The sequence below is a fragment of the Kitasatospora sp. NPDC002551 genome, from assembly GCF_040296005.1.
In the GTDB taxonomy this organism is placed as follows: Bacteria; Actinomycetota; Actinomycetes; order Streptomycetales; family Streptomycetaceae; genus Kitasatospora.
Map to the genome: position 1 here is coordinate 82347 of NZ_JBEOWI010000016.1, position 22872 is coordinate 105218.

Annotated in this window: 25 protein-coding genes; 16 read left to right on the plus strand and 9 right to left on the minus strand. The window is 75.3% G+C overall.

Annotated features, from left to right (window positions below):
* Positions 1 to 135: 135 nt before the first annotated feature.
* Entirely contained in the window at positions 136 to 1053 is a 918-nt protein-coding gene (locus ABT093_RS16575; protein ID WP_350564781.1) for an NAD-dependent epimerase/dehydratase family protein, read from the minus strand.
* A 96-nt stretch (positions 1054 to 1149) separates the two neighbouring features.
* Here ABT093_RS16575 and ABT093_RS16580 point away from each other — a divergent pair, with 96 nt between their 5' ends.
* Positions 1150 to 1680 (plus strand): MarR family winged helix-turn-helix transcriptional regulator, encoded by a 531-nt coding sequence (locus tag ABT093_RS16580; RefSeq protein WP_350564783.1) that lies wholly within the window; start codon positions 1150 to 1152, stop codon positions 1678 to 1680.
* 76 nt (positions 1681 to 1756) lie between these two features.
* A complete protein-coding gene (locus ABT093_RS16585; protein WP_350564785.1) occupies positions 1757 to 2170 on the plus strand; it encodes a GvpU-like protein in 414 nt (137 codons plus the stop codon).
* Between the two features lie 16 nt (positions 2171 to 2186).
* Here the strand turns inward: ABT093_RS16585 and ABT093_RS16590 are convergent, their stop codons facing one another.
* On the minus strand, positions 2187 to 3617 hold the full coding sequence (locus tag ABT093_RS16590) for a peptidoglycan-binding domain-containing protein (protein ID WP_350564787.1): 1431 nt from the start codon (positions 3615 to 3617) through the stop codon (positions 2187 to 2189).
* 203 nt (positions 3618 to 3820) lie between these two features.
* Here ABT093_RS16590 and ABT093_RS16595 point away from each other — a divergent pair, with 203 nt between their 5' ends.
* The 3 genes from ABT093_RS16595 (at position 3821) to ABT093_RS16605 (ending at position 7300) form a co-directional block, all read left to right on the plus strand.
* A complete protein-coding gene (locus tag ABT093_RS16595; protein ID WP_350564788.1) occupies positions 3821 to 4120 on the plus strand; it encodes a trypco2 family protein in 300 nt (99 codons plus the stop codon).
* 83 nt (positions 4121 to 4203) lie between these two features.
* The gene (locus ABT093_RS16600; protein WP_350564790.1) at positions 4204 to 5424 is read left to right on the plus strand and encodes a glycosyltransferase; all 1221 of its coding nucleotides are present in this window, start codon (positions 4204 to 4206) and stop codon (positions 5422 to 5424) included.
* 514 nt (positions 5425 to 5938) lie between these two features.
* Positions 5939 to 7300, plus strand: coding sequence for a TolB family protein (locus ABT093_RS16605; RefSeq protein WP_350564791.1), 1362 nt, complete (start codon positions 5939 to 5941; stop codon positions 7298 to 7300).
* A 76-nt stretch (positions 7301 to 7376) separates the two neighbouring features.
* Here the strand turns inward: ABT093_RS16605 and ABT093_RS16610 are convergent, their stop codons facing one another.
* Positions 7377 to 8081 (minus strand): metal-dependent hydrolase, encoded by a 705-nt coding sequence (locus ABT093_RS16610; protein ID WP_350564793.1) that lies wholly within the window; start codon positions 8079 to 8081, stop codon positions 7377 to 7379.
* A 127-nt stretch (positions 8082 to 8208) separates the two neighbouring features.
* Positions 8209 to 9384: a hypothetical protein gene (locus ABT093_RS16615; protein WP_350564867.1), complete on the minus strand. Its 1176-nt coding sequence runs from the start codon at positions 9382 to 9384 to the stop codon at positions 8209 to 8211.
* A gap of 212 nt (positions 9385 to 9596) precedes the next feature.
* On the opposite strand from ABT093_RS16615, the gene ABT093_RS16620 reads away from it, so the two are divergent.
* A complete protein-coding gene (locus ABT093_RS16620; protein ID WP_350564794.1) occupies positions 9597 to 10508 on the plus strand; it encodes a LysR family transcriptional regulator in 912 nt (303 codons plus the stop codon).
* A gap of 3 nt (positions 10509 to 10511) precedes the next feature.
* Here the strand turns inward: ABT093_RS16620 and ABT093_RS16625 are convergent, their stop codons facing one another.
* The 5 genes from ABT093_RS16625 to ABT093_RS16645 form a co-directional block, all read right to left on the minus strand.
* Positions 10512 to 11711, minus strand: a complete 1200-nt coding sequence (locus ABT093_RS16625; RefSeq protein WP_350564796.1) for an MFS transporter — start codon at positions 11709 to 11711, stop codon at positions 10512 to 10514.
* 250 nt (positions 11712 to 11961) lie between these two features.
* Positions 11962 to 12834: an LLM class flavin-dependent oxidoreductase gene (locus tag ABT093_RS16630; RefSeq protein ID WP_350564798.1), complete on the minus strand. Its 873-nt coding sequence runs from the start codon at positions 12832 to 12834 to the stop codon at positions 11962 to 11964.
* A 1-nt stretch (position 12835) separates the two neighbouring features.
* Positions 12836 to 13216 (minus strand): SchA/CurD-like domain-containing protein, encoded by a 381-nt coding sequence (locus tag ABT093_RS16635; protein WP_350564799.1) that lies wholly within the window; start codon positions 13214 to 13216, stop codon positions 12836 to 12838.
* A gap of 71 nt (positions 13217 to 13287) precedes the next feature.
* Positions 13288 to 14250, minus strand: coding sequence for an SDR family NAD(P)-dependent oxidoreductase (locus ABT093_RS16640; RefSeq protein WP_350564801.1), 963 nt, complete (start codon positions 14248 to 14250; stop codon positions 13288 to 13290).
* Positions 14251 to 14311: 61 nt separating this feature from the next.
* Complete coding sequence (locus ABT093_RS16645) at positions 14312 to 15355, minus strand: amidohydrolase family protein (RefSeq protein ID WP_350564803.1); 1044 nt, start codon at positions 15353 to 15355, stop codon at positions 14312 to 14314.
* A 410-nt stretch (positions 15356 to 15765) separates the two neighbouring features.
* On the opposite strand from ABT093_RS16645, the gene ABT093_RS16650 reads away from it, so the two are divergent.
* From ABT093_RS16650 to ABT093_RS16695, 10 genes are all read left to right on the plus strand, one after another.
* Positions 15766 to 16230, plus strand: coding sequence for an anthrone oxygenase family protein (locus ABT093_RS16650; protein ID WP_350554376.1), 465 nt, complete (start codon positions 15766 to 15768; stop codon positions 16228 to 16230).
* 89 nt (positions 16231 to 16319) lie between these two features.
* Positions 16320 to 16775: an ester cyclase gene (locus tag ABT093_RS16655; protein WP_350564805.1), complete on the plus strand. Its 456-nt coding sequence runs from the start codon at positions 16320 to 16322 to the stop codon at positions 16773 to 16775.
* A 97-nt stretch (positions 16776 to 16872) separates the two neighbouring features.
* Complete coding sequence (locus tag ABT093_RS16660; protein ID WP_350564807.1) at positions 16873 to 17205, plus strand: TcmI family type II polyketide cyclase; 333 nt, start codon at positions 16873 to 16875, stop codon at positions 17203 to 17205.
* Positions 17206 to 17307: 102 nt separating this feature from the next.
* Positions 17308 to 17577, plus strand: coding sequence for a phosphopantetheine-binding protein (locus tag ABT093_RS16665; protein WP_350564809.1), 270 nt, complete (start codon positions 17308 to 17310; stop codon positions 17575 to 17577).
* Positions 17578 to 17580: 3 nt separating this feature from the next.
* Complete coding sequence (locus ABT093_RS16670) at positions 17581 to 18072, plus strand: SRPBCC family protein (protein ID WP_350564811.1); 492 nt, start codon at positions 17581 to 17583, stop codon at positions 18070 to 18072.
* A gap of 5 nt (positions 18073 to 18077) precedes the next feature.
* On the plus strand, positions 18078 to 18506 hold the full coding sequence (locus ABT093_RS16675) for a cupin domain-containing protein (protein WP_350554386.1): 429 nt from the start codon (positions 18078 to 18080) through the stop codon (positions 18504 to 18506).
* Entirely contained in the window at positions 18503 to 19789 is a 1287-nt protein-coding gene (locus ABT093_RS16680) for a beta-ketoacyl-[acyl-carrier-protein] synthase family protein (protein ID WP_350564813.1), read from the plus strand. Before ABT093_RS16675 ends, ABT093_RS16680 begins: the two co-directional genes overlap by 4 nt.
* A complete protein-coding gene (locus ABT093_RS16685; RefSeq protein WP_350564815.1) occupies positions 19786 to 21021 on the plus strand; it encodes a beta-ketoacyl synthase N-terminal-like domain-containing protein in 1236 nt (411 codons plus the stop codon). The genes ABT093_RS16680 and ABT093_RS16685 overlap by 4 nt, the downstream gene beginning before the upstream one ends.
* Positions 21022 to 21055: 34 nt before the next feature.
* The gene (locus ABT093_RS16690; protein ID WP_350564817.1) at positions 21056 to 21421 is read left to right on the plus strand and encodes an antibiotic biosynthesis monooxygenase family protein; all 366 of its coding nucleotides are present in this window, start codon (positions 21056 to 21058) and stop codon (positions 21419 to 21421) included.
* Positions 21422 to 21425: 4 nt separating this feature from the next.
* Positions 21426 to 22853: an FAD-dependent oxidoreductase gene (locus tag ABT093_RS16695; protein ID WP_350564819.1), complete on the plus strand. Its 1428-nt coding sequence runs from the start codon at positions 21426 to 21428 to the stop codon at positions 22851 to 22853.
* Positions 22854 to 22872: the final 19 nt, after the last annotated feature.

Genomic DNA, 22872 nt, shown 5'->3' on the forward strand with positions numbered 1-22872 from the left:
ACGCGCGGTGGGGCGGCCGTTCCGTACGGGGGCGGCCGCGCGGGCCCGACCCCCGTCCGGGCCCGCGCGGCCCCCGCCGACCCGGGGCGGGTGTGCCCCCGGGCCGGCCGGGTGGGGGTGTGGGGGTTGGGAGGGTCAGTCGACCGCGACGGCTTCCTGGGCGGCGTCGACGCGCCGGTAGGAGCCGGACTCCAGCTCGGTCACCGCGTCCGGCCGCTCCGGCCGCCAGCCGAGGGCGGTCCGGGCGGCGGCTCCGCTGACGCTCTGGTCAAGGGCGAGCGCGCCCGCGAAGAGCGGGCCGAAGGTCTCGGCGGCCTGTTCCACCGGCACCGCCTGCGGGGCGCCGGACACGCCGGCCGCACGGCCGGCGGCGCGGGCGAGGTCGCGCACCGGGACGGCCGACTCGCCGACGCCGTGCCAGACGGTGCCGGCCTCGGCCCGCTCGGCGGCGGCCACGAACAGCTCGGCGAGGTCGTCCACGTGGACGACCGGCCAGCGCACGCCCTCCGCGCCGTAGTACTCGGGCACGCCCTGTTGGCGGGCCCGGTCGACCAGGATGGCGGGGATGCCGCCGCCCCGGCCGTACACGATGCCGGGCCGGACGACGACCGCGCGCACGCCCTCGGCGCTCTCGGCCAGGACCCGCTGTTCGATCAGCGGGCGGTAGCCGACGATGTCGATCGGGCGGGTCGGGGCGTCCTCGGCGACCTCCTGGGCCTCGCCGGTGGCCCCGAGCACCCAGACGCCGCTGGTGTAGACGAACGGGCGGCCGGTGCCGCGCAGCGGAGCGGCCAGCGCCTCGATGACGGCGGCGTCGACGTCGGCGTCGCCGCTCGGGGGAGCCAGGTGGATCACGGCCTCGATGTCGGGGGTCACCGCACCGGCCAGCGAGGCCGGGTCGGCGGTGTCGCCGATCACCCGCGCGTGCCAGGCCCGGCCGGGCTGTGGCTCGCTGCCGCGGGTGAGTGCGACGACCTGGTGGCCGGCGGCGACGAGGTGCTCGGTCACGGCCGAGCCGATGTAACCGGTGGCACCGGTGAGCAGGGTTTTCATGTCATCCCCCAGTGTCGAACATTTCGATGTCAAAACTATAGGCAGATTCGGTCCGCGCCGTCAAACACTTCTACGTCGAAATGTTAGGCTGGGCGCATGACGGAACAGCAGCCGCAGCACGACGGCGTCGACCGCATCACCGCGCAGTGGCGCGCGGTCCGCCCCGACCTGGACGCCTCCCCCATGGCCGTGATCGGCCGTCTCTCCCGCGCCTCGCGCCTGCTGGAGCGCGGGATCAAGGAGAACCTGGCCGTGCACGGCGTCGAACCCTGGGAGTTCGACGTCCTCGCCACCCTGCTGCGTTCCGGGCCGCCGCACGTCCTCAACGCGGGCGAGCTCAGCTCGGCCGCGATGGTCAGCTCCGCGGCGCTCACCAACCGCATCGACCGCCTCGTCGAGAAGGGCCTGGTCGACCGGGACGTCGATCCGGCCCACCGCCGCCGGGTGCTGATCTCGCTGACCGACAGCGGGCGGGAGCTGGCCAACCGTCTCGTCGAACACCACCTGGCCGGCGAGGAGCGCCAGCTCACGGGGCTCACCACCGGCGAACGCGACCAGCTCGCCGCCCTGTTGCGGCGCGTCCTGCTCACCCTCGGCGACCACGCGGAGGATCCCGCCGAGCGGTGAGCGGGGGCGGCGGACGGGCGGGGCGGCGGACGCGCGATCGGGTCGACACGGCCCGGCGGGCACTACCCTCGGTTCCATGTCGAATCCCGATGGACTGCTCGTCAAGATCGCCGCGATGGTGGAGTCCGAGCGCAGTAACCAGATGCCCCTGACCGTGGTCGTCCCCGGTGCGGTCATCACCGGCCGGCTGGCGCCGGAGAGCCTGTGGCTCGAGCGGGTTGCGGAAGTCCTCACCGCCTCCGACTTCCTGAAGCCCTTCGCCGCGCTCTTCACGCCGCAGGCTGGCGGCGACGGCGCCGGTGCGGCGGCCGGTACGGGGGCCGGTGAGCACGGCACACCGGCCACCGCACGGCCGACCCACCTGCACCTGCACGTCGCCCGCATCCTGCAGGGCAGCTACGGCCTGCCCCACACCGGCGGCATGTACCGCATCGCCATCGCCGACATCAGCAGCTGGACGGTGGGAGACCTCAGCTACTCCGACCAGTGACGCCGCGGTGCTCGGGTCAGCCGACGCCCTGAGGTGAACGGGTGCGCAGCAGCCGCCAGGTGGCCGGGCCGATGAGGCCGTCCGCGGTGGCTCCGGCCTGCTGCTGCAGGGCGACGACGGCCTGCCGGGTGCGCTCGCCGTACCAGCCGTCGACGTTCCCCTGCCCGAGGTCGAAGCCCAGGCGCTGGAGGAGGCACTGGGCCTCGGCGACGTCGTCCATCGAGGTCCCGCCCGTCGGCGGCGGGAGCGGGAGGGTGGTGGTCCCGCTGAGGCCGGCGTACCAGAGGCCGTTCTCCTCGCGGAACGCACAGGCGTACGGGGCGTAGGGGGCGACGGTGAAGGGGACCCAGCCGGTCTGCCGGTGGGTGGTCTCGTCGGTGACGCGGGCCTGGTAGGTACCCGGCTTGTCGGTGCGGGCGCAGGTCCACTGCCAGGTCAGCGAGCCGCTGTCGGTCACGATGTTGCTCTGGCGGGTGCCGAGCGGGAAGAGCTTCCCGTCGGGTGAGCGGATCTCGTTGGTGTAGCGGCCTCCGGGGGTGAACCCGGAGGACGCGTTGAGGAGCCTCGTCCCGGGCTTGTCGCAGCTGCCCGTGACGCGGAAGTGCAGCGGCGGCTGCGCGGTGAGGCGCGCGGTGGCGAACCAGGCGGTCAGGGCGAGGAGGACCGCGCCGGTGCCGCTCCACAGGAGCAGCCGCGGCTCGCGCCACCGGGGCGCGGCCGGTGGCAGTGCGGCGGTGACGCCGACGGCGCGCAGTGCTTCGCGGCCCGCCTCGTCGGCCGCGGCCGCCCACCTGTCGGCGCGGCTGACCGTCAGGGTGCCCAGGCCCTCCTCGCGGCGGTGCAGCGAGACCACCCCGACGATCCGGCCGTGCGCCCAGACGGCCGATCCCGACATCCCCTCCCACGGGGAGCGGTCCGGGTCCGGGTCCCGTTCGGGTTCCTGGACCCGCAGCTCCAGGGTGCCCTCCCTGCGGTCGGCCAGCGGCGCGATCTCGCCGCGGGCGTGGCAGGAGTCCCGGTACGAGGTGAGGCCGTCGGCGTCGTCGCGCCGTTTGAAGAAGGGGAAACCGAGCGCGCTGGAGCGCAGGCCCGCGTCGCGCTCGCGGACCGCCGCGAAGCGCGCCGCCCTGACGCGCCGCGCGCTCCTTCGCGCGCCCCCCGCGCCGTCCGCGCCGTCCGCATCGCCCTCGCCCCCGGGGTCGGCCGCGTCCAGGGCGAGCAGGGCCGCGTCGGCGCGCGCGTCCGACCACAGGACGCGTGCCGGAGCGCTCCACTGCGCCGGGCGGTCCGCCTCGAAGCGGACCGTGACGCGGGTGGCGAGCCGCACCACGTGCGCGGCGGTCAGCACCACGCCCGCGCGGACCAGGTAGCCCGAGCCGCGGGTCTCGCGGCCGTCGGTGTGCCGGACGATCACTTCTGCGGCCCGCTCGCCGCGCAGTCCGGTCACCGCCGTGCCGCCGCCCCGGCGCCGGGGCCGATACCGATGCCAATGCCGATTCCGATGCCGATGCCGATGCCCGGGGAGGCTCCGTCAAGTCCCAATACGACGTTCATGCCCGGGAGTTGCCCAGGGCCGCGGCGCGCCATGCGGGACTTCGAGAAGTCCTATAGTGGGGTCGCGTCCAGCCCGAACCGACCCCGGAGCGACCAGTGATCGAGCTGTCGGATGTCATCCACGACCTGCGGGGCCAGTTGGAGAAGGCCATGGCCGACGCCGTCGGCCGGACCATCGCCTTCGAGCTCGGCGACATCGAACTGGAGGTCGCCGTGGCGGTCGAGCGTTCGGGGCAGGCGGGTGCCAAGGTGCGGTTCTGGGTCGTCGAAATGGGCGGCGACGCCTCGCGCACTCGCACCGACACCCAGCACATCAAGCTGACCCTGCACCCGCGCGTGGCCGCCACCGGCCGGCCCCCGGAGGTCTCCGGGAGGTCCCTGCCCCGCGAGCGGTGACCGGTGCCCGGTCCGGTCCGACGGCGACGGCCGCCGGGAGCCGCGGCCGGGCCGAGGGGCGTCCGCCCGGGGAGAATCGCGGTATGCGGATCCTGATCGTCACCGCCGGCTCGCGGGGCGACGTCGCGCCCTTCACCGGTCTGGGGCGGCGGCTGCTGGAGGCGGGCCACCGCGTCTCCGTGGCCGCCCACCCGTCGTTCGCCGCGCTCGTCGGCGGCTGCGGGCTCGACCACCGGTCCGTCCCGGGAGACCCGCAGGAGCTGGTCCGGGCCCGGGCGGCCTCGCCCGAGGAGGCCCGGGCGGCGTCGAGGGCGTACGTGGAAGGGCTCGCCGACGGCGTGGCGCGGGCCGTCGCCGACGGGGCGGACCTGGTGCTCACCGCCTTCGGCCCGTCCCCGTTCAGCCGCACGGCCGGGGAGGCGTTCGGCGTCCCCGTCGTCGGCACCTACCTCGCGCCGGCGTTCGCCACCGGGCAGTTCCCCCTGCCCGGTGCCCGGGACGCCGACGGATCGGGGCCGGAGGGCAACCTCGCGGCGGGCCGGGCCGTACTCGGCCGGGCGGAGGCGCTCTTCGCCGATGCCGTGACCCGGCTGCGCGCCCGCCTCGGGCTGCCCGCCGACGCGCGCCCGGCGCCCGGGGGCGTCCGGCCGGTCTTCCACGGCTTCAGTCCGCTGGTGGTGCCGCGCCCCGCGGACTGGCCGCCCGGGGTCGAGGTGACGGGCTACTGGTGGCCCGCCCGGCCGCAGCGCTGGCGGCCCCCGGCCGACCTGGTCGACTTCCTGGGGGCCGGACCGCCGCCGGTGTTCATCGGCTTCGGCAGCATGGCGCCCGGGCAGGGCGAACGGCTCGGCGAACTGGTGGCCGCCGCGGTGCGGCGAGCGGGCGTGCGGGCGGTGGTGCAGGCCGGTTGGGCCGGACTGAGCGGGCACGGCCCGGACGTCCTGGCCGTCGGTGACCTCCCGCACGACTGGCTGTTCCCCCGCACCGCCGCCGTCGTCCACCACGCCGGCGCGGGCACCACCGCGGCCGGGCTGCGGGCCGGGGTGCCCGCGGTGCCCGTCCCCGTCATGGCCGACCAGCCGTTCTGGGCGTCCCGGCTCCACCGGCTGGGCGTGGCGCCCAGGCCCCTGCCGTTCCGGGACCTCACCGCCGAGGCCCTCGGGGACGCCCTGACGGCCTGCCTGTCCGACCCGGCGCGCCGCCGCCGCGCGGCCGGGCTCGCCGGGCGCCTCGCCGCCGAGGACGGCGCGGCCCCGGTGCTCGCCCACGTCGCGGCGCACGGCGCGGGCCGCCGTGGCGGGTGATCACGTCATCGGCCTGGACGCCGGCCGCGAGGACCGCCGGCGGTCGGGGGAAGGGCTCAGCGCTCGGTTCCGGGGGTCTGGACCGGGATGCCGCCGAACCGTCTCCGCGTGGACCGCGGAGCGCTCGGCGAACCGGTAGAAGCCGCGGAACGGGGAGTCCACGGTGGTGCCGTTGGGCCGAACTGCTCCGGGCGGGCCGGTTCGGGTCGGCCCGCCCGGGGACGTAGAACCCGGGGACGTAGAACCCGTGGCTGCCGACGGCCCGGGCCACCTCGCGGGGCTTCGGTCCCTGGTCCAGCGCCTTCCGGACCTCGGCGCACTCGAAGCCGTACCCGCGCGGGGTGATGCCGCCCGCGACGGCCAGGCCCGACGAGCGCGGGCTGGTGGCGCCCTGATGTCCTTGCGCGCTGCGGCAGTCGCCGAGCGGGCGTTGACCGCCGGCCCTTCCCGGCTGTTGGCTCGGGGCATCGTCCCGGCCAACGGAGGCCGGGGACAAGCCTGTTGGGGAGGAACCATGCCCGTACCGCACCTTGCCCGAACCCGCACCGCGCTCGCCGGCGCGGTGGCCGTCGTGCTCGGCGCGGTCACCGCGGGGCCCGCCGCCGCGGGGCCCGCCGCCGTGCCGCCGCCGGTCGTACGGATCAGCCAGGCGCCCGGCGGGGCGCAGCCGGACGGCGACTCCTACCTCGGCGGCCTCTCGGCCTTCGGCCGTTACGCCGTCTTCACCTCGGACGCGGCCAACCTGGTGCCCGGCGACACCAACGGCAGTTCCGACGTCTTCGTGCGGGACCTGGTGACCGGCCGGACCGAGCGCGTCAGCGTCGCCGACGACGGCGGTCAGGCCACCGGCTCCTCCTCCGGGAGGGCGATCAGCGCCGACGGCCGCTACGTCGCCTTCGCCTCGGACGCCGGCGGTCTGGTCCCGGGTGACACCAACGGTGTCTTCGACGTGTACGTCCGTGACCGGGTCGCCGGGCGCACCGAGCGGATCTCCGTCGGGGACCCGTCGCAGCCACAGACCGGCGGCACCGACACCCCGGTGATCAGCTGGGACGGCCGGTACGTCGCCTTCGCCTCCGGGCGGGGCGACCTGGTGCCCGGGGACACCAACCACGTGGCCGACGTCTTCGTGCACGACCGCCGGACCGGCACCACCCGGCGTGCCAACGTGGCCGACGACGGCACGCAGGCCGAGAGCCCCGCTCGCCACCCCGCGATCAGCGCCGACGGCAGCCGGGTCTCCTTCATCTCCCGGGACAGCCTCGCCCCCGGCTCCGGCGGCGACCCGGAGGAGGGGGCGGCGGCGGACGGGCGGCTCGCCCGGACGTATCCGCTCTACGTCCACGATCTGCGCACCGGGACCACCCGCCCCGCGAGCGTGGGCCCCGACGGCAGGACCTACGGCGTCCTCGACGGCGGGCTGAGCCCGGACGGCCGCTTCGCGCTCTTCAGCTCCTACACGTCGCCGGCCACCGGCTACGCGCACCCGCAGGTCTTCGTCCACGATCTGCGGGCCGGTACCACCACCCTGGTCAGCACCGCCCACGACGGCGCGCCCGGTGCGGGCGACGGCCAGTCGTACTCCCCCGTGATGACCGCCGACGGCCGACGGGTCTACTTCGCCTCGAACGCCGCCAACCTGGTGCCGGGTGACGGCAACGGGGTCGCCGACGTCTTCCGGCGCGACCTGTGGACGGGGGCGGTGGAACGGGTCGGTCTGACCACCGACGGCTCGCAGCCCCCGGTCGAGTCGGACGGTCCGGCCGTCGACGCGCTGGGTACGTCGGTGATGATCGCCTCGGCCGACGCCCCCGGGATTCCGGGGGACACCAACCAGCACCAGGACGTCTTCCTGCGCCGGCTGCCGCTGTTCTGACGGTTCCGGTGCGGCGGCGCGCCACCGCTCCCGGCGCGGCGGCAGGCCGGCGTGCCGCCGCGCCGGGTGGCGGCTCTCAGCCGGTGGCCAGCAGGGGGGCGAAGGCCGCGAACCAGAGAGCCGCGAAGGTGGCGACGGTCATCACGGGCACCACGAACCGGGTCTCCAGCCTTCCGCCGGTCCGCCGGATCAGCACCAGCTCGAAGCGCCTCCGGTACGGCCACAGGAGGGGAGCGCCCCGCGGGGTCAGGCAGTCCCCCAGCAGGTGGGCCAGGGTCCCCAGGCAGACCGCGTACGGGATCCAGACGGCGATGCCGGGGAACCAGGCGGCCACCGTGGCCGTCCCGACACCGGCCAGGCCGACGGAGGTCAGCCATGCCGTCGGCCCGTGCCCGGGCGGGTGCAGGTGCAGCGCGCGGGCGGCGAGAGCGAGGAGGAAGAAGGTCAGGCCGAGGGTGAAGCCGTCTCCGAGGCGTGTGACGCCCGCCCGGGTGCCCCAGCCCGCGAGCGCCACGAACACCAGGGAGTGGGTGGCGTGGCGGTGGCCGCCGCACAGCCGGCCCACCAGGCCGCACAGCCCCCTGGAGAGCGGGCCGAACAGGTGGGCGGGCGTCGCGTCGCGGTGGTCCAGGTCGGGCAGCACCGCCGCCCCGGCGCAGAGCAGCGTGCCGACCAGGATCTCGCCCGGCCGCGGCTCCACGCCCACCAGCGCCTCCGGCAGGAAGGGCGCGGTCGCCGCGTAGGCCAGTGCCCCGCTGAGCGCGTGTGACTGACCCAGCACGACGACCCGCCCCCTTGCCTTCCGCTCCCGCCGGACACCGCCCGCTCCGCCGGTCGCGGAGGGCGGGGTCCGTCTGCCCGCCGCTCCCGTTCCCAATCCCCCGGGCCGGGACGGTGGCGGGCGGAGTTCAGCAGACGCCGACGCCGGGCAGCTGGTTGCCGGGCGACTGCAGGTAGATGTTCGTCACGTAGCCGCCGTACTGCGGCAGGTACGCCCACCAGTCGTTGAGGTAGGGCGGGACGGAGACCGACTCGCCCTGCTTCTGGCACGTCACCAGCGCCTCGACGCCGGCGGGCAGCACGGTGATCGGCGGCTGGGAGGTGTCGGGGCCCGGCCGTACCCGGACGTTCTCGCCCCAGGTCCCGAACCAGCTGCCGGCCGGCTGGACGGCACCGGGGACGTTCAGCGAGCGGGTGAGGCGGCCGAGATCGGTGTAGGCCTTTCCGTAGGTGGTGCCCACGGGGTGCGAGGTGTAGACGGCCACGATCGTGCGGTCGCCGGTGCCGACGGTGCCGGTGCTGTGCAGGACCGGGCGGGTGAGGTCCACGGCCGTGCCGCCCGCCGGGCCGGCGGGCGCGACCGTCGGCGGGTGGGGCGGCTGCGGTGTGCACCCGCCCGAGGAGAAGCCCGACCAGCCCTGCTTGGCGGCCCACGGCTGCTCGAAGGCCCCGGCGATCCCGAAGCGCTGGTCGAAGCCGTCCGTGCCGCACCTGGTCGAGGCGTGCAGGTTCCCGAGCACGTGGTCGCGTACCGCCGCCGGCGCCTGCTCCAGGAGGTAGCGGTAGATCCGTACGGTGTCGGCCGCGGTGAGGGCGGTGTAGCCCCAGTAGCCCTCGTAGGTCGCGGGCGGGCGGGCGGTGCCCGTCAGCGCCAGCCGGGTGACCATCCGGTCGACGATCGCGCCGGCGCCGTTGTTCGCCCAGTAATAGCTCGCCGCGTCGTCGTCGCTGCTGCGCAGCATGGCGTCCAGCCGGGCGCGGTCGGCGGACGGGATGTCGTAGGCGGGGCCCCGGTTCCACAGGAAGTCCAGGGCGATCAGCAGCTTGACCACCGAGGCGGAGCGGAACTGGGTGGTGGCGTTGAGCTGTTCGGTGAAGGTGCCGCTCTGCCGGTCGTAGACCGCCACCCCGGCGGTGACGCCGGGCGGCACCTGGAGCGAGGAAACGGCCCGGCCGCCGGCGGGCGGTGGGGAGGCCTCGGCGGCGACCGCCGTGGGGGCCGGAAAGACCGTCAGCGCGAGAGCGGCCGACAGCAGGGCGACAGCGGCACGCGCGCCGGACCGACGCGAGCGCGTACGAGACATCACGGCAGACTCCTCGACGTCGCGATGCGAGAGCCTCGGTCGGGACCTCGCATCCGCTCCGGCGGCCCGGCGGTGGCCGGACCGGCCGGCGGATCGGTCCAGACCTTTCCACAGTCCGGCACACCTGTCAGCATGTTTGACCACGGACGAAAGGAAGCGGCCGACCGATTGACCGTCATGAGGGCGGCGGGAGGTGGGCGTACGCTGCCGAGATGGAACGACGGACGGTGGGACCCCTGCTTCCCGAGCTGCCGCTGCAGGAGCTGGAGTGCTTCGCCGTGCTGGTCGGGGAGCTGCACTTCGGGCGGACGGCGGAGCGGTTGGGGCTCTCGCAGGGGCGGGTCTCCCAGCTGATCAAGCGGCTGGAGAGCCGGATCGGTGCTCCGGTGTTCCGGCGGACCAGCCGCCGGGTGGAGCCGACGGCGCTGGGGCGGGAGCTGGCCGAGCAGGTGGTGCCCGCCTTCGAGCGGCTGCGGGAGGGGTACGGGAGCGCCCGGGCGCGGGCGGCGACGGCGCGGCCGCTGCGGCTGGGCTTCCAGTGCGCGGTGTACGAGCCGGTTGCCCGGGTGATCGCGGGCCTGCCGGAGGGCACCACGCAGCTGGTCGAGCTGCCGTGGGCGGACCCGTTCGGCCACCTGGCCCGGGGCGAGGTGGACCTCGCCATCGTGCTCGCCCCGTGCCGGGAGCCCGACCTCCAGGTGCTGATGGAGTTCTCCCGGCAGCCGGTGCACGTGGCGATCTCCGCCGGGCAGCGCCTCGCCGGGGCGGGCGGGACGGACGGGGTGAGCGCCGAGGAACTGGCCGCGCTGCCGCTGATCGAGCCGCGCGGCCCGGCGCCCGCGTACTGGCGGCAGGTGAACGCGCCCCGGCGGACGCCGAGCGGACGGGAGCTGAGCTACCCGGCGGGGGCGGCGACCATCCAGGAGGGCCTGTCGATGGTGGCCGGCACCCGTCGGGGGCTGCTGCTCTGCGAGCGGAGCACGATGTACGTCCAGCGCCCGGACCTGCGCTTCCTGCCGGTGCCCGAGCTGGAGCCGACCACCCTGGAGGTGGTCCAGCACGAGCGGCGGCCGCACCGGCTGGCCGCGGAGTTCGTCGCGCTGCTGGCCGGGCAGGTCGACTGAGCGCTACCCGTCGCGTCGCCGGCCGCGCGGCCGCGACAGCGCGGTGAGCAGCAGTCCGGCGCCGGCCAGCCCCGCCGCGGTGAGCAGGACGGCGCCGGTGCCGGCGCGGTCGACCACCTGGCCGCCGGCGAGGGAGCCGAGCGCGATGCTCGCGTTGAACACGCCCGCCCAGAGCGCCGCCGAGGCCTCGATCGCGGCGGGGTCGGCGGTGCGGACCCAGGTCTGGGTGGAGACCGACACCCCGCCGTACGCGACACCCCAGAGGAGCAGGACGAGCAGCACGGTGACGACGCCTCCGGTGGCGTGCGGGAGCAGCAGGGCGGCCAGGGCGACGCCGCCGAGGGCGAGGGCGACGGCCGTCCTCGGGTGGCGCCCGGACAGCGGGCCGAGGGTGAAGTTCCCGGCGACCCCCGCCAGTCCGTAGCCGAGCAGGCAGGCGGCGATCGCACCGCTGCTCAGGCCCGCGTCGGCTTCGAGGACGGGCCGCAGGTAGGTGTAGCCGGCGAAGTGGCCGAGCACGACGAGGGCGGTGACGGCGATCGCGGTGGCGACGCCGCGGTGGCGCAGGGCGTGGGCCGGTCCGCGCCGGTGTGCGGGGCCGCGCGCCGGCAGCGGGGGCAGGGTGGCGGCGAGGACGGCGGCGCAGAGGACGCCGAGCGCGGCGAGCGCCCAGAACGCGGCGCGCCAGTCGAGCAGGGCGGCCAGGTAGGTGCCGAGCGGGACGCCGAGGACCGAGGCGACGGAGACTCCGGAGAAGATCAGTGTCATGGCGAGCGCGACCCGCGGGCCCTCGGCGAGGCGCGGGCCGAGGCTCGCGACCAGGCCCCAGACGATGCCCATCGCGACGCCCAGCAGGATCCGGGCGGCGGCGAGGACGGCGAAGTCCGGTGCCAGGGCGGACAGCGCGTCGGCCAGGGCGAGCAGGAGCATGAAGGCGACCAGGACGGCCCTGCGGTCGCGGCGGCCGACGATCCTCGGGGCGAACGGGGCGAGGGCGGCGGCGAGCAGTCCGGTGATGGTGAGGGAGAGACCGGTGACCCCGTCCGTGACGCCGAGGCTCTGCGACATCGGGGTGAGCAGGCCGACCGGCATCATCTCGGAGGACACCACGGTGAAGGTGGCGAGCGCGACGGCGAGGACCGGCGGCCAGCGGGTGGCGGTGGGTGGGGCCGACGGTGGTGCGAGGACTTCGGCGTCTGTCATGCGGCCAGCTCACCAGCCGGCGGAAGGGCCGAACAAGATCGATCAGCTCATCGACCGATGAGCCCGGCTCATCGATCGTGGTGCCGCGCCGGGCGGGGGGCCCCGCGCGCGCCCGGCCGCCCCCCCGGCCCCCGGGCCGGGCCGGGGCCCGGCGCGGGGGGCGGGCGGGGGGGGGGGGGAGCGGGGGGCGCGGGGGCGGGGGGGGGGGGGCCCCCCGCCCCGCCCGCCGTCCGCCCCTCCCGTCGCCGGTTCAGCCCTGGAGCCCCAGGATGCCGGCCGCCGCCGTGACCTGGCCGAGGTCCCCGGCGCACGGCATCAGCAGCAGCTCGTCGCAGCCCGCCTCGGCGTACTTGCCGACGATCCCGCGCAGCTTGCCCGGGTTGTCGGCGGCGCCGCGCAGGATGTGGTCGACGAACGGCCCGGCGTCCCGGTAGTACGACCGCAGGTAGCCCTCGGTGTGCTTGCCGGCGTCCTCGCCGAGCGCGAAGTACGCCAGCGCCACCAGCCGCGGCGCCCCGGTCCGGCCCTCGGCCGCCCACTGCTCGCGCAGCGCCTGGGCGCCCTGGGCGAACATCACCGGGCCGGTGCCGCCGCCGATCCAGCCGTCGGCCAGCCGGGCCGCCCGCCGCAGCGCGGCCGGCGAGTGGCCGCCCAGGATCAGCTCGGGACCGTCCGGCCGGACCGGCGCCGGGCCGACCGCCGGCTCCCGGCCGGACTGCGCGTCGGCCCAGTGCCGGCGCAGCTCGACCACCTGGGTGCCGGTGCGGGCACCCCGGCCGGTCTTCTCGACCCGGCCGACCTCGAAGTCGTCCGGGCGCGAGCCGACCGCCAGACCGAGGGTCAGCCGCCCGCCGGAGAGCCGGTCCACGGTGGCCGCCTGCTTGGCCAGCAGCGCGGTGTTGCTGCGCAGCGGCGAGATCAGGATGCTGGTCGCCAGGCCGATCCGCTCGGTCACCGCGGCGGCCGCGGCCAGCGTGGTGAGCGGCTCCCAACTGGTGTGCACCAGACGGTCGATGGTGCCGAGCGTGGAGAACCCGGCCTCCTCGGCGAGCCGCGCCCAGGCGACCACGTCGGTGCCGGCCGCACCGGCCAGCGAGGTGGGCAGTCCGATCCCGATCTTCATCTCACTCACCGTCGATCGGCTGGTCGTGGCGGCGGGAGAGCACGTTCTCCATCGAGGCCAGCCGGAAGAAGGCCTGCGCGCCCTCGCGGCTGGTCATGTCGCGCGGAACGGCGAGGTGCTTCTCCAGCTCCCGCTCGAACTCGCGGACGGCGGGCTGCTGGCTCATGTGCGCGGCCACCAGCGGCAGCGGGCCCTCGATCTCGATGACCCGCACGGCCAGCTCCTTGCCCACGAAGGCCTGGGTGCCGAGCAGCTTGCCGACCACGGTGCCGTCGGGCGTCTTGACGTCGAAGTCCGGGCGGCCGCTCTTGCGGAACAGCTCCTTGACGGTGTCCTCGCTGCCCGGCAGCAGCGGGTAGTACAGCGCGTGCCACGTGCTCATGGTCGTCTCCTGACGGTTCGGGGCCGGGCTCGGCCCGTCGGTGGGGTGGGATGTCGCGGGGGCGGGTGCCGTCACTGGCTGGCGGTGACGCCGCCGTCGACGTACAGCACCTGGCCGCTGATGAAGCCGGCCCGCGGTGAGGCGAGGAAGGTGACGGCGTCCGCCACCTCGTGCAGCTCGGCGGTGCGGCCCAGCGGGATCCGGCCGAGCACCATCCGCATGAACTCGGGGTTGGCGGCGTTCTCCTGGACGAAGTCGGTGCGCACGAAGCCGGGGGCGACGGCGTTCACCGCGATCCCGTGCCGGCCCCATTCGGCGGCCAGCTGCTTGACCAGCAGGTCCAGGCCGGCCTTGCTGGCGCCGTACGCGCTGAAGCCGCGCCGGGCGCCGAACTTGCCGCGCACCGAGGAGAGGTGGACGATCCGGCCGCCGCCGGCCGCGATCATCGCCCGGCCGACCGACTGGGAGAGCCAGAAGGCGCCCAGCAGGTTGGTGTCGACGATGGTGCGCCAGTCCTCCTCGGAGATGGTCTCGGCGCCGACGGTGACCAGCGCGCTGGCGCAGTTCACCAGGACGTCGACGCCGCCCCAGTCGGAGGCCACCGCGTCCACCAGCCGCTCGACGTCGGCGCGGTCGGCGACGTCCACGGCGTGCGGCACGACCGTGCCGCCGCGGGCGGCGAGCGGGGCGAGCCGTTCGGCGGCCTCCTCGGCCTTCTTCAGCGAGCGGCCGGCGACGGCGACCTTGGCGCCCTGGGCGGCGAGGTCCTCGGCGACGGCGGCGCCGATGCTGCCGTAACCGCCGACCAGCAGGACCCGGCGGCCGACGAACTCCCGGTCGGCGGGGACGCGTTCGGGCGCGGGCCGGGGCGGGACGGCGGCGCCGGGCGGGCCGCCGATGCCCGGGGGCGGTCCACCGGCTCCCGGGGGTGGTCCGCCGGGGCCCCGCGGCGGGCCGGCGATTCCCGGGGGCGGTCCGCCGCCCGGGCGTCCGCCGGGCGGGCCGGGCGGTTGGGTCGGTGCGGCTGCCGTCATGGCAGCACCTCCCTGTCGCGTGTCGGTGATTGCGGAAGCTCCGACGGTCGGTCGGAAGCGGTCAGGCCGCGGCGGGCGCGGCGGGCAGGCCGAACAGCTCGGCGGCGTTGTCGTGCCGGATCCGCGCGACGGTGGCGGCGTCCAGGCCGAGGCCGTTCAGCCGGGCCAGCGAGGCGTCCAGCGGTGCGCTCATCGGCGGGGAGTCGGTGCCGAACATGACGTTGCCGGCCCCGAAGGCGTCGACGGCGGCGGCCACGGCCCGCAGGCTCGGGGTCGCGGTGTCGACGAACACCCGGCGCAGCGCCCCGGCGAGCGGTGGGACGGCGGGGCCGTCGGGCCCGGCCGTCCCCGGTCCGCCGGGACCGCCCGCACCGGGCCCGCCGACGCCCGGCGGCGGCCCACCAGTGGGACCGCCGGGAGCGGCGCCCGGCCGCCCGAAGGTGACCGGCATCCGCCGGGCCAGCTCCAGCCGCTCCAGCAGCAGCGGCAGCCCGCCGCCGCAGACCGGGGCGACGATCCGCAGCTCCGGGTACTTCTCCAGCCAGCCGGCGAACAGTACCGCCGCCGTCCCGAGCGTGACGTCGCACGGCCGGGCGATCTGCTCGACCAGCCGCAGGTCGTCCAGCTCCCCGGCCCCGGCCGGCTCGGCCGGCGGGTGCAGCATCACCGGGGTGCGGTACTGCGCGGCCATCGCGAAGAAGGCGTCGGCCTGCGGGGTGTCCAGGAACCGCCCGGCGATGCTCGAGTTGACCATCAGCCCGACGAACTCCTCCTGCTCCAACCGCTTGGCGGCGGCGGCGAGTTCGGCGTCGGAGCCGAGCGGGTTGGTGTAGACGTAGCCGCGCAGCGCGGCGGGCCGGGCGCGGACCTGCTCGCCGAGCCAGTCGTGGAAGCGTTCGAGGGTGTCCAGCGGCTGGCGGTAGTTGTCCAGTCCGGGCGTGCGCACCATGGTGCCCGCGCCGACGGGACTGCCGACCAGGGACATGGTGATCCCGGCCGCCGCCTTGAGCTCCACCATGCCGTCGACGTCGGCGAGGCTCGGCGGCATGGGGAAGCGGCGGAAGAGTTCGGGCGACGTGATGTGGCCGTGCACATCGATCGTCATCGGCTCGGCACCTCCTGGGACGGCCGCCGGCCGGTCGGCGCGGCGGGGTGGTCACGGGCCTCGGGCACGCTGTGAGTGAGTGCCCGCTCGCACCGTAGGGTGCGTTCGGTGGGCGCGTCAACACGGCCTGGGAAGCGGCCGGTTGGTGCAACGAACGGGCTGGGCGCACGGCCCGGGACGGCCGGGACGCGGTCCGTGGGTGCCCGGGCGACGTCCCAGCCCGGTGGAGACGGATGCCTCCTGACACTGGGACCGCCCGGCGGCAAGGATGAGGCCGCGGGGCCGCCCCGGGGGCCGAGATGCCCCGGCCCCCGGGGTCCCGCCCTTCCGTATCGGGCGACCCCGCCCCGGTCCGCCGCGCCCCGTCGCGGCGGACGTCCCGCGATCCCGGATCGATTCGAGGAATCGATATGAAGGACTTGAAGAGCAACTCGGACGTCTGGCTGGTGACGTCGTCCAGCGTCCAGCTCGGCACGTTGTGGATCATGAAGACCTCGATCCTGCCGATGCTGAACTCGCTGCCCTACGACCGGTACGTCAACACCTGCCAGCTCATCGACATGCACGTGTTCCACCCGATCGCCTTCTGGAACGGCCTCGCCACCGCCGCCGTCGGCGCCACCAAGGCCGTCCGGACGGAGAGCAAGGTGGCCAAGGTGCTGTACGCGGCCGGCACCGTCGGCATGGCGACCGTCGCGGTCGCCTCCGAGGGCGTCAACCGCCCGATCTGGCGCCAGATCGAGCGCTGGAGCCCGTATCGCGACAGCGACGCCGCGTGGCGCGGCAAGCGCCGCCGCTGGCACCTGGCGCACGAGACCCGGACCATGGGCGCGATCGGCGCCGCGGCCTGCTTCGTGCTCGCCTCGCTGCTCTGACCAGGGTCTCCCCCTCTCCTTCCGTCCCCGGACCCGCCCCCGGCCCCGGCCCCGTGCCGGCCGGGCCGTCCGCCGAGCAAAGGACTGTCATGACCTCGTCCACCGAGAGTGCGGTGGAGGCCAACAAGGCCCTCATCCGCGACCTGACCGAGCGGGCGTTCAACGACGGCGACCTCTCCGCCATCGGCGACCGCTTCGCCGAGGACTACGTGGTGCACGCCCCCGGCCTGCCCCCGATGCCGCCCGGCCCGGACTCCTTCCGCCAGGCCGTGCTGCTCTGGCGCAACGCCTTTCCGGACGTCCACGTGACCGTCGAGGACGTGGCCGGCGACGGCGACCGCGTCTACGCCCGGTTCACCACCCGCGGCACCCACCAGGGCCGGCTGTTCGACATCCCGCCCACCGGCAAGCCGGTCACCGTGCACGAGATGTCCTGCCACCGGGTCGTCGACGGCCGGGTCGTCGAGTCCTGGATCGGCGACAACGTGCCCCGGATCCTGCTCGACATCGGCGCCATCCAGCCGGTCGGCCGCCCGCAGCACTGAGCCACCCGCGGCACCGAGGCCGCGGCCCTGAGCCCGCGGCACTGAGCCCGCGGCCCTGAGCAGCCCACCCACCCGAACCAGCCCGAGGGGAGCCCGCATGCACCGCACCCTGATCATCGCCCGGATGGTGCCCGGCGCGGAGGGCGACGTCGCCCGCGTCTTCGGCGAGTCGGACGAGACCGAACTGCCCCGTCTCGCCGGCGTCACCCACCGCTCGCTGTACCTGCTCGGCGACGCCTACGTCCATCTGCTGGAGACCGACGACCCCGGCCAGGAGGCGGTCGAGGCCGCCCGCCGGCACCCGGAGTTCGCCCGGGTCAGCGAACGGCTCACCCCGTTCATCTCCCCCTACCTGCCCACCTGGCGTTCGCCGCAGGACGCGGTCGCCCGGTGCTTCTACAGCTGGGAGCCCGGCGCCGGCGGTCGGTGAGCCCGCCCTCCGCCGCCGGCCACGGCCGACCCGGGGTCCGTTCACCCCGGCCGGCCGTGCGGCCCAGGAGCAGTCCCTACACCGGAGAAAAGAGGCAGCACCATGACCGACCACCAGGCCGGCGGGACGACCACCGTCGTCACCGCGGAGGAGATCGAGAGCGTCCTCATCACCAGCGCCGGCGCGGCGCCGGACGTCTTCGACGGCTCCCGGCACGTCCCCCTGGAGGAGCTCGGCCTCGACTCGCTGGCCGTGCTGGAGCTGGAGGCGGTGATCGCCGACCGCTACGGCCTGAAGGTCCCGGACGGCGCCGTCGCCCTCAGCGTCGACCAGATCGTCGCCGAGCTGCAGACCGCAGGGGCGGTGGGCTGAGCGATGGCCGGGCACACCGAGAACAGCATCGTCATCCAGGCTCCGCTCAAGCTCGTCTGGGACGTCACCAACGACGTCGCCGGCTGGCCGGAGCTGTTCACCGAGTACGCGGCCGCCGAGATCGTCGAGCGGCGCGGCGAGACCGTCCGCTTCCGGCTCACCATGCACCCGGACGAGGAGGGCCGGATCTGGAGCTGGGTCAGCGACCGCACCGTCAACGCCGCCGACCGCACCGTCCACGCCCACCGCGTGGAGACCGGTCCGTTCGCCTACATGCAGATCCACTGGCGCTACGAGGAGCTGCCCGGGGGCGGCACCCGGATGACCTGGATCCAGGACTTCGCGATGAAGCCCACCGCCCCGGTCGACGACCAGGGCATGACCGACCGGCTGAACACCAACTCGCCCATCCAGCTGGAGGTCATCAAGGCCAAGGTCGAGGCGCTCGCCGCCGACCCGAACACCGCCGACCCCAGCACCGCCGAGAAGGAGTGAGCGCCGTGGCCGCCAGGAACATCCGCATCATCGCCGTCGACGACGTCCCCGCCAACCGCAAGCGCGGCGGCGAGACCCGCGCGGTGCTCTCCCCGGGCACCGTCGGCTCCACCTCCGGCTTCATGGGGATCGCCCGGCTCCAGCCGGGCGAGCGGATCAGCGAGCACTACCACCCGTACAGCGAGGAGTTCCTGCTCCTCATCCGCGGCGAGCTGACCCTCGACCTCGACGACAAGCCCTTCGAGCTGTTCGCCGGCCAGGGCCTGGTCATCCCCAAGGACGTCCGGCACCGGCTGCGCAACACCGGCTCCGAGGAGGCCTTCGCGGTCTTCCACCTCGGCCCGCTGGCGCCGTCCCCCGAGCTCGGCCACGTCGACACCGAGGACGGCCCGGGCACCACCGCGGACGCGCACATAGTGCTGGGGGAGCGATGACCGCCTTCCCCGCCACGGACGGCCGCCGGGTGGTGGTCACCGGGATCGGCGTGGTGGCGCCCGGCGGCACCACCCGGGAGACCTTCTGGGACCTGATCACCTCGGGCCGCACCGCGACCCGCCGGATCTCCGCCTTCGACGCCTCGGCGTTCCGCTCGCAGATCGCCGCCGAGGCCGACTTCGACGGCGCCGCCGCCGGGCTCACCCCGCTGGAGCTGCGCCGCGCCGACCGCTACGTGCAGTTCGCGCTCGCCGCCTCCCAGGAGGCGGTGCTGGACGCCGGCCTGGAGCTCGACGAGCGCACCCGGGACGCCACCGGCGTGGTGCTCGGCTCGGCGGTCGGCGGCACCATCGTCCTGGAGGACGAGTTCGTCGTCGCCAGCGACTCCGGCCGCAACTGGCTGGTCGACCCGGACGTCACCAGCCCGTTCCTCTACCAGGGCCTGATCCCCAGCAGCCTGGCCGCCGACGTGGCCGTGCGGCACGGGGCGCACGGCCCGGCGGTGGTCGTCTCCACCGGCTGCACCTCCGGCATCGACGCCATCGGCCACGCCTACCAGCTGCTGCTGGACGGCGAGGCCGAGGTGATGATCACCGGGGCCTCGGACTCGCCGATCTCCCCGGTCACCGTCGCCTCCTTCGACGCCATCAAGGCCACCACCCCGGACAACGACGACCCGGAGCACGCCTCCCGGCCGTTCGACCGGGACCGGCACGGCTTCGTGCTCGGCGAGGGCTGCGCGGTGCTCGTCCTGGAGGAGCTGGAGCACGCCCGCCGGCGCGGCGCCCGGGTCTACTGCGAGGTGGTCGGCTACGCCAACCGCGGCAACGCCTTCCACATGACCGGTCTGCGCCCGGACGGCCTGGAGATGTCCGAGGCGATCAACGACACCCTGCGCCAGGCCCGGTTCAACCCCGAGGACGTCCGCTACATCAGCGCCCACGGCTCCGGGACCCGCCAGAACGACCGGCACGAGACCGGCGCCTTCAAGCGCTCGCTGGGGCACGCCGCCTACGGGGTGCCGATCAGCTCGATCAAGTCGATGGTCGGCCACTCGCTGGGCGCGATCGGCGCGATCGAGATGGCCGCCTGCGCGCTGGCCGTCGAACGCGGGGTCGTCCCGCCGACCGCCAACTGGCAGAACCGCGACCCGGAGTGCGACCTCGACTACACGCCCAACACCGCCCGCGAGGTGCGGGTGAACGCGGCGCTCTCGGTCGGCAGCGGCTTCGGCGGCTTCCAGTCCGCGATGCTCTTCGCCAAGCTGGGGAGGGGCCGATGAGCACGCGGCGTGCCGTCATCACCGGCATCGGCGTGGTCGCGCCGAGCGGCATCGGCAGCGAGGCGCACTGGAAGACGGTCTGCGGCGGCGAGAGCCGGATCGGGCCGATCACGCTCTTCGACGCCACGTCGTACGAGACCACGCTGGCCGGCGAGGTCCCGGACTTCGACGTCAACCGGTACGTCGAGCGCCGGCTCCAGGTGCAGACCGACCGGTGGACCCACCTCGCCTACGCCGCGACCGAACTCGCCCTCGGCGAAGCCGAGCTGGACCCGTCCACGGTGGAGCCGTACAAGCTCTCGGTGGCCCTGGCCAGCTCCTCGGGCGGCAACCAGTTCGGCCAGCGCGAGCTCCAGCGGCTCTGGCAGCCGGACACCTCGCGGACCGTCGGCGCCTACCAGTCCATCGCCTGGTTCTACGCCGCGACCGTCGGGCAGCTGGCCATCCGGCACCAGGCCAAGGGCCCGTCCAGCGTCCTCGTCTCGGAGGGCGCCGGCGGCCTGGACTCGCTGGCGCACGCCGCCCGGCTGGTCCGCAGGGGCGCCGACGTGGTGCTCGCCGGCGGCACCGAGGCGCCGCTCGGCCCGTACGCGCTCGCCTGCCAGCAGCGCAGCGGCCGGCTGTACACCGGCACCGACCCGGGCTCCGCCTACCTGCCGTTCGACGAGCGGGCGGACGGTTACGTGCCCGGCGAGGGCGGCGCGGTGTTCGTCGTCGAGGACCTGGAGCACGCGCTCGCCCGCGGCGCCCGGATCCGCGCCGAGATCGCCGGCTGGGCGGCCACCCAGGACGCCGTCGCCGCCACCCGGACCGCCACCGGCTCGGTCCGCCAGTACGCCCGGGCGCTCGGCACCGCGATCGAACGGGCCGGCCTCGCGCCGTCGGACGTCGACGTCGCGTTCCCCGACGCGGTGGGCGTGCCCGGCTACGACCGCACCGAGGCCGAGGCGCTGCGCGCGGTCTTCGGCCCGGACGGGCCGGCCGCCGTCACCACCCAGAAGCCGCTCACCGGCCGGCTCTACCAGGGCGGCAGCGCCCTGGACGCGGCCACCGCGGTGCTCGCCATGGACTACGGCCTGATCCCGCCCTCGGCGGGCCCGGCCCGTCCGGCGGACGGCTGCGACCTGCCCTTCGTCCGCGAGGAGCAGTCCGCCGAGGTGCGCAACGCGCTGATCGGCGCCCGCGGCTTCGACGGCTTCAACAGCGCCGTCCTGCTGCGCGCCCACTCCTGATCCCGATCACCCACCGACCCGGAAGGAGACCGCCATGCCGGTCGCCGAGGGCGCGGCACAGGGCCGCGTGCTCTTCCTCATCACCGTCAAGGAGGAGCGCCGGGAGGACTTCCTCACGGCGTACGAGCAGATCCGCCACCTGGTCGCCGAGGGCGTTCCCGGGCACGTGCGCGACCAGGTCTGCCAGTCCTCCACCGACCCGGAGCAGTGGCTGATCACCAGCGAGTGGCGCTCGCTGGAGGACTTCGTCGCCTGGGAGCGGACCGAGGAGCACCGGGACCTGGTGCGCCCGATGCGCGAGTGCTTCAGCGACGCCCGGTCCATCCGCTTCCACATCAAGGCCGAGACCTCGCGGGACACCCCGCGGGCGGGCCTTTCCACTCCTACCACCGCGGGGTGAGGTCATGACACGGACAGTGATCATCGGCGGCAGCGTCGCCGGCCTGGTGGCCGCGCTGGCGTTCGCCGACCTGGGACACGACATCACGGTGCTGGAACGGGACGCCAACGAGGCGCCGGACACCGTCGACGACGCCCACGGCGACTGGCAGCGGCCGACCGTGCCGCAACTGCACCACTCGCACGCCTTCGGCTCGCTCGGCACCAACCTGCTGCGCGACCGGCTGCCGTCCGTCTACCGGGCCCTGGTCGCGGCCGGCGCCCGGGAGATCGAGCTGGGCAAGGCCATGCCGCCGACCCTGGCCGACAAGACGCCGCACCCGGCCGACGCCGAGCTGCGCATGCTCGGCTGCCGGCGCACCACCTTCGAGCTGATCCTGCGCCAGGAGGCGCTGCGCAAGCCCGGAGTCTCGTTCCGCCGGGGCGAGACGGTGCGCGGCCTGACCGTGGCCGACCGGGGGCCGGCCCGGGTGACCGGCGTGGTCACCAAGGACGGCCGCACCGTCGAGGCCGACCTGGTGATCGACGCCAGCGGCCGCCGCTCGCAGGGCCACGAGTGGCTGCGCGAGCACGGCCTGACCGAGCCCGAACTGGTCGCGCACAGCGCCGACATCACCTACTACACCCGCTACTACCGGGCGCTCGGCCCGCGCCCGGTGGGCCCGCTCAACCGCGGCTTCGGCGCCGGCGGCCTCTGGGACCACTACACCGGCGTGATGTTCCTCGGTGACAACAACACCTTCGCCATCTCCTTCGGCATCCTGCCGGACGACGCCGAGCTGAAGCGGATGCGCGCCGAGGACGTCTTCACCGCGGTGGTCCGGGCCACCCCGCTGCTCGCCCCCTGGGTGGCGCCGGAGGCCTCGGTGCCGATCTCCCCGGTGCACGCGATGGGCGGCCTGGACAACTCGCTGAAGCTGTACGGCCAGGACGCCCAGCCGGTGCCCGGCTTCCTGCCGGTCGCCGACGCGGTCTGCACCACCAACCCCGCGTTCGGCCGCGGCGTCTCGCTGGCCATCGCGCACGTGCTCGGGCTGGCCGACCTGGTGCGCGAGCACCCGGAGCCGGACGCCGAGCAGGCCGCGCTGGCGGCCGGCCTGGCCGGGCGGACCTTCCGCCCGTGGTTCGAGGACGCCGTCCGCAACGACGCGGGCCGCGCCCGGCTCTGGCGGGCCACCGTGGCCGGCCAGCAGCTGCCGCCGCTGCCGCCGGACGTGCTGACCTTCGGGACGGTCGCCGAGGCGGCCGCCACCGACGAGGTGGTCTGGCGACGGCTGGTCCGCACCATGATGTCGCTCGACAACCCGGCCGGCCTGTACGAGGACGAGGAGATCCGGCTGCGGGTCAAGCAGGCCGCGGCCGGCTCGCCGCCGCCGTTCCCCGCCCCGGACCGGGCCACCCTGGTCGACATCGTCCGTCGCGCCGCCGTCTGACGCTTCGTCGGATTCCTTT

Bases quoted from the DNA above. Each gene is read 5' to 3' on its own strand.
- ABT093_RS16575 (WP_350564781.1), bottom strand. From the start codon at position 1,053: ATGAAAACCCTGCTCACCGGTGCCACCGGTTACATCGGCTCGGCCGTG.
- ABT093_RS16650 (WP_350554376.1), top strand. From the start codon at position 15,766: ATGAAGGACTTGAAGAGCAACTCGGACGTCTGGCTGGTGACGTCGTCC.
- ABT093_RS16585 (WP_350564785.1), top strand. From the start codon at position 1,757: ATGTCGAATCCCGATGGACTGCTCGTCAAGATCGCCGCGATGGTGGAG.
- ABT093_RS16635 (WP_350564799.1), bottom strand. From the start codon at position 13,216: ATGAGCACGTGGCACGCGCTGTACTACCCGCTGCTGCCGGGCAGCGAG.
- ABT093_RS16580 (WP_350564783.1), top strand. From the start codon at position 1,150: ATGACGGAACAGCAGCCGCAGCACGACGGCGTCGACCGCATCACCGCG.
- ABT093_RS16600 (WP_350564790.1), top strand. From the start codon at position 4,204: ATGCGGATCCTGATCGTCACCGCCGGCTCGCGGGGCGACGTCGCGCCC.
- ABT093_RS16665 (WP_350564809.1), top strand. From the start codon at position 17,308: ATGACCGACCACCAGGCCGGCGGGACGACCACCGTCGTCACCGCGGAG.
- ABT093_RS16685 (WP_350564815.1), top strand. From the start codon at position 19,786: ATGAGCACGCGGCGTGCCGTCATCACCGGCATCGGCGTGGTCGCGCCG.
- ABT093_RS16645 (WP_350564803.1), bottom strand. From the start codon at position 15,355: ATGACGATCGATGTGCACGGCCACATCACGTCGCCCGAACTCTTCCGC.
- ABT093_RS16690 (WP_350564817.1), top strand. From the start codon at position 21,056: ATGCCGGTCGCCGAGGGCGCGGCACAGGGCCGCGTGCTCTTCCTCATC.
- ABT093_RS16640 (WP_350564801.1), bottom strand. From the start codon at position 14,250: ATGACGGCAGCCGCACCGACCCAACCGCCCGGCCCGCCCGGCGGACGC.
- ABT093_RS16695 (WP_350564819.1), top strand. From the start codon at position 21,426: ATGACACGGACAGTGATCATCGGCGGCAGCGTCGCCGGCCTGGTGGCC.
- ABT093_RS16605 (WP_350564791.1), top strand. From the start codon at position 5,939: ATGCCCGTACCGCACCTTGCCCGAACCCGCACCGCGCTCGCCGGCGCG.
- ABT093_RS16660 (WP_350564807.1), top strand. From the start codon at position 16,873: ATGCACCGCACCCTGATCATCGCCCGGATGGTGCCCGGCGCGGAGGGC.
- ABT093_RS16620 (WP_350564794.1), top strand. From the start codon at position 9,597: ATGGAACGACGGACGGTGGGACCCCTGCTTCCCGAGCTGCCGCTGCAG.
- ABT093_RS16625 (WP_350564796.1), bottom strand. From the start codon at position 11,711: ATGACAGACGCCGAAGTCCTCGCACCACCGTCGGCCCCACCCACCGCC.
- ABT093_RS16680 (WP_350564813.1), top strand. From the start codon at position 18,503: ATGACCGCCTTCCCCGCCACGGACGGCCGCCGGGTGGTGGTCACCGGG.
- ABT093_RS16670 (WP_350564811.1), top strand. From the start codon at position 17,581: ATGGCCGGGCACACCGAGAACAGCATCGTCATCCAGGCTCCGCTCAAG.
- ABT093_RS16655 (WP_350564805.1), top strand. From the start codon at position 16,320: ATGACCTCGTCCACCGAGAGTGCGGTGGAGGCCAACAAGGCCCTCATC.
- ABT093_RS16630 (WP_350564798.1), bottom strand. From the start codon at position 12,834: ATGAAGATCGGGATCGGACTGCCCACCTCGCTGGCCGGTGCGGCCGGC.
- ABT093_RS16615 (WP_350564867.1), bottom strand. From the start codon at position 9,384: ATGTCTCGTACGCGCTCGCGTCGGTCCGGCGCGCGTGCCGCTGTCGCC.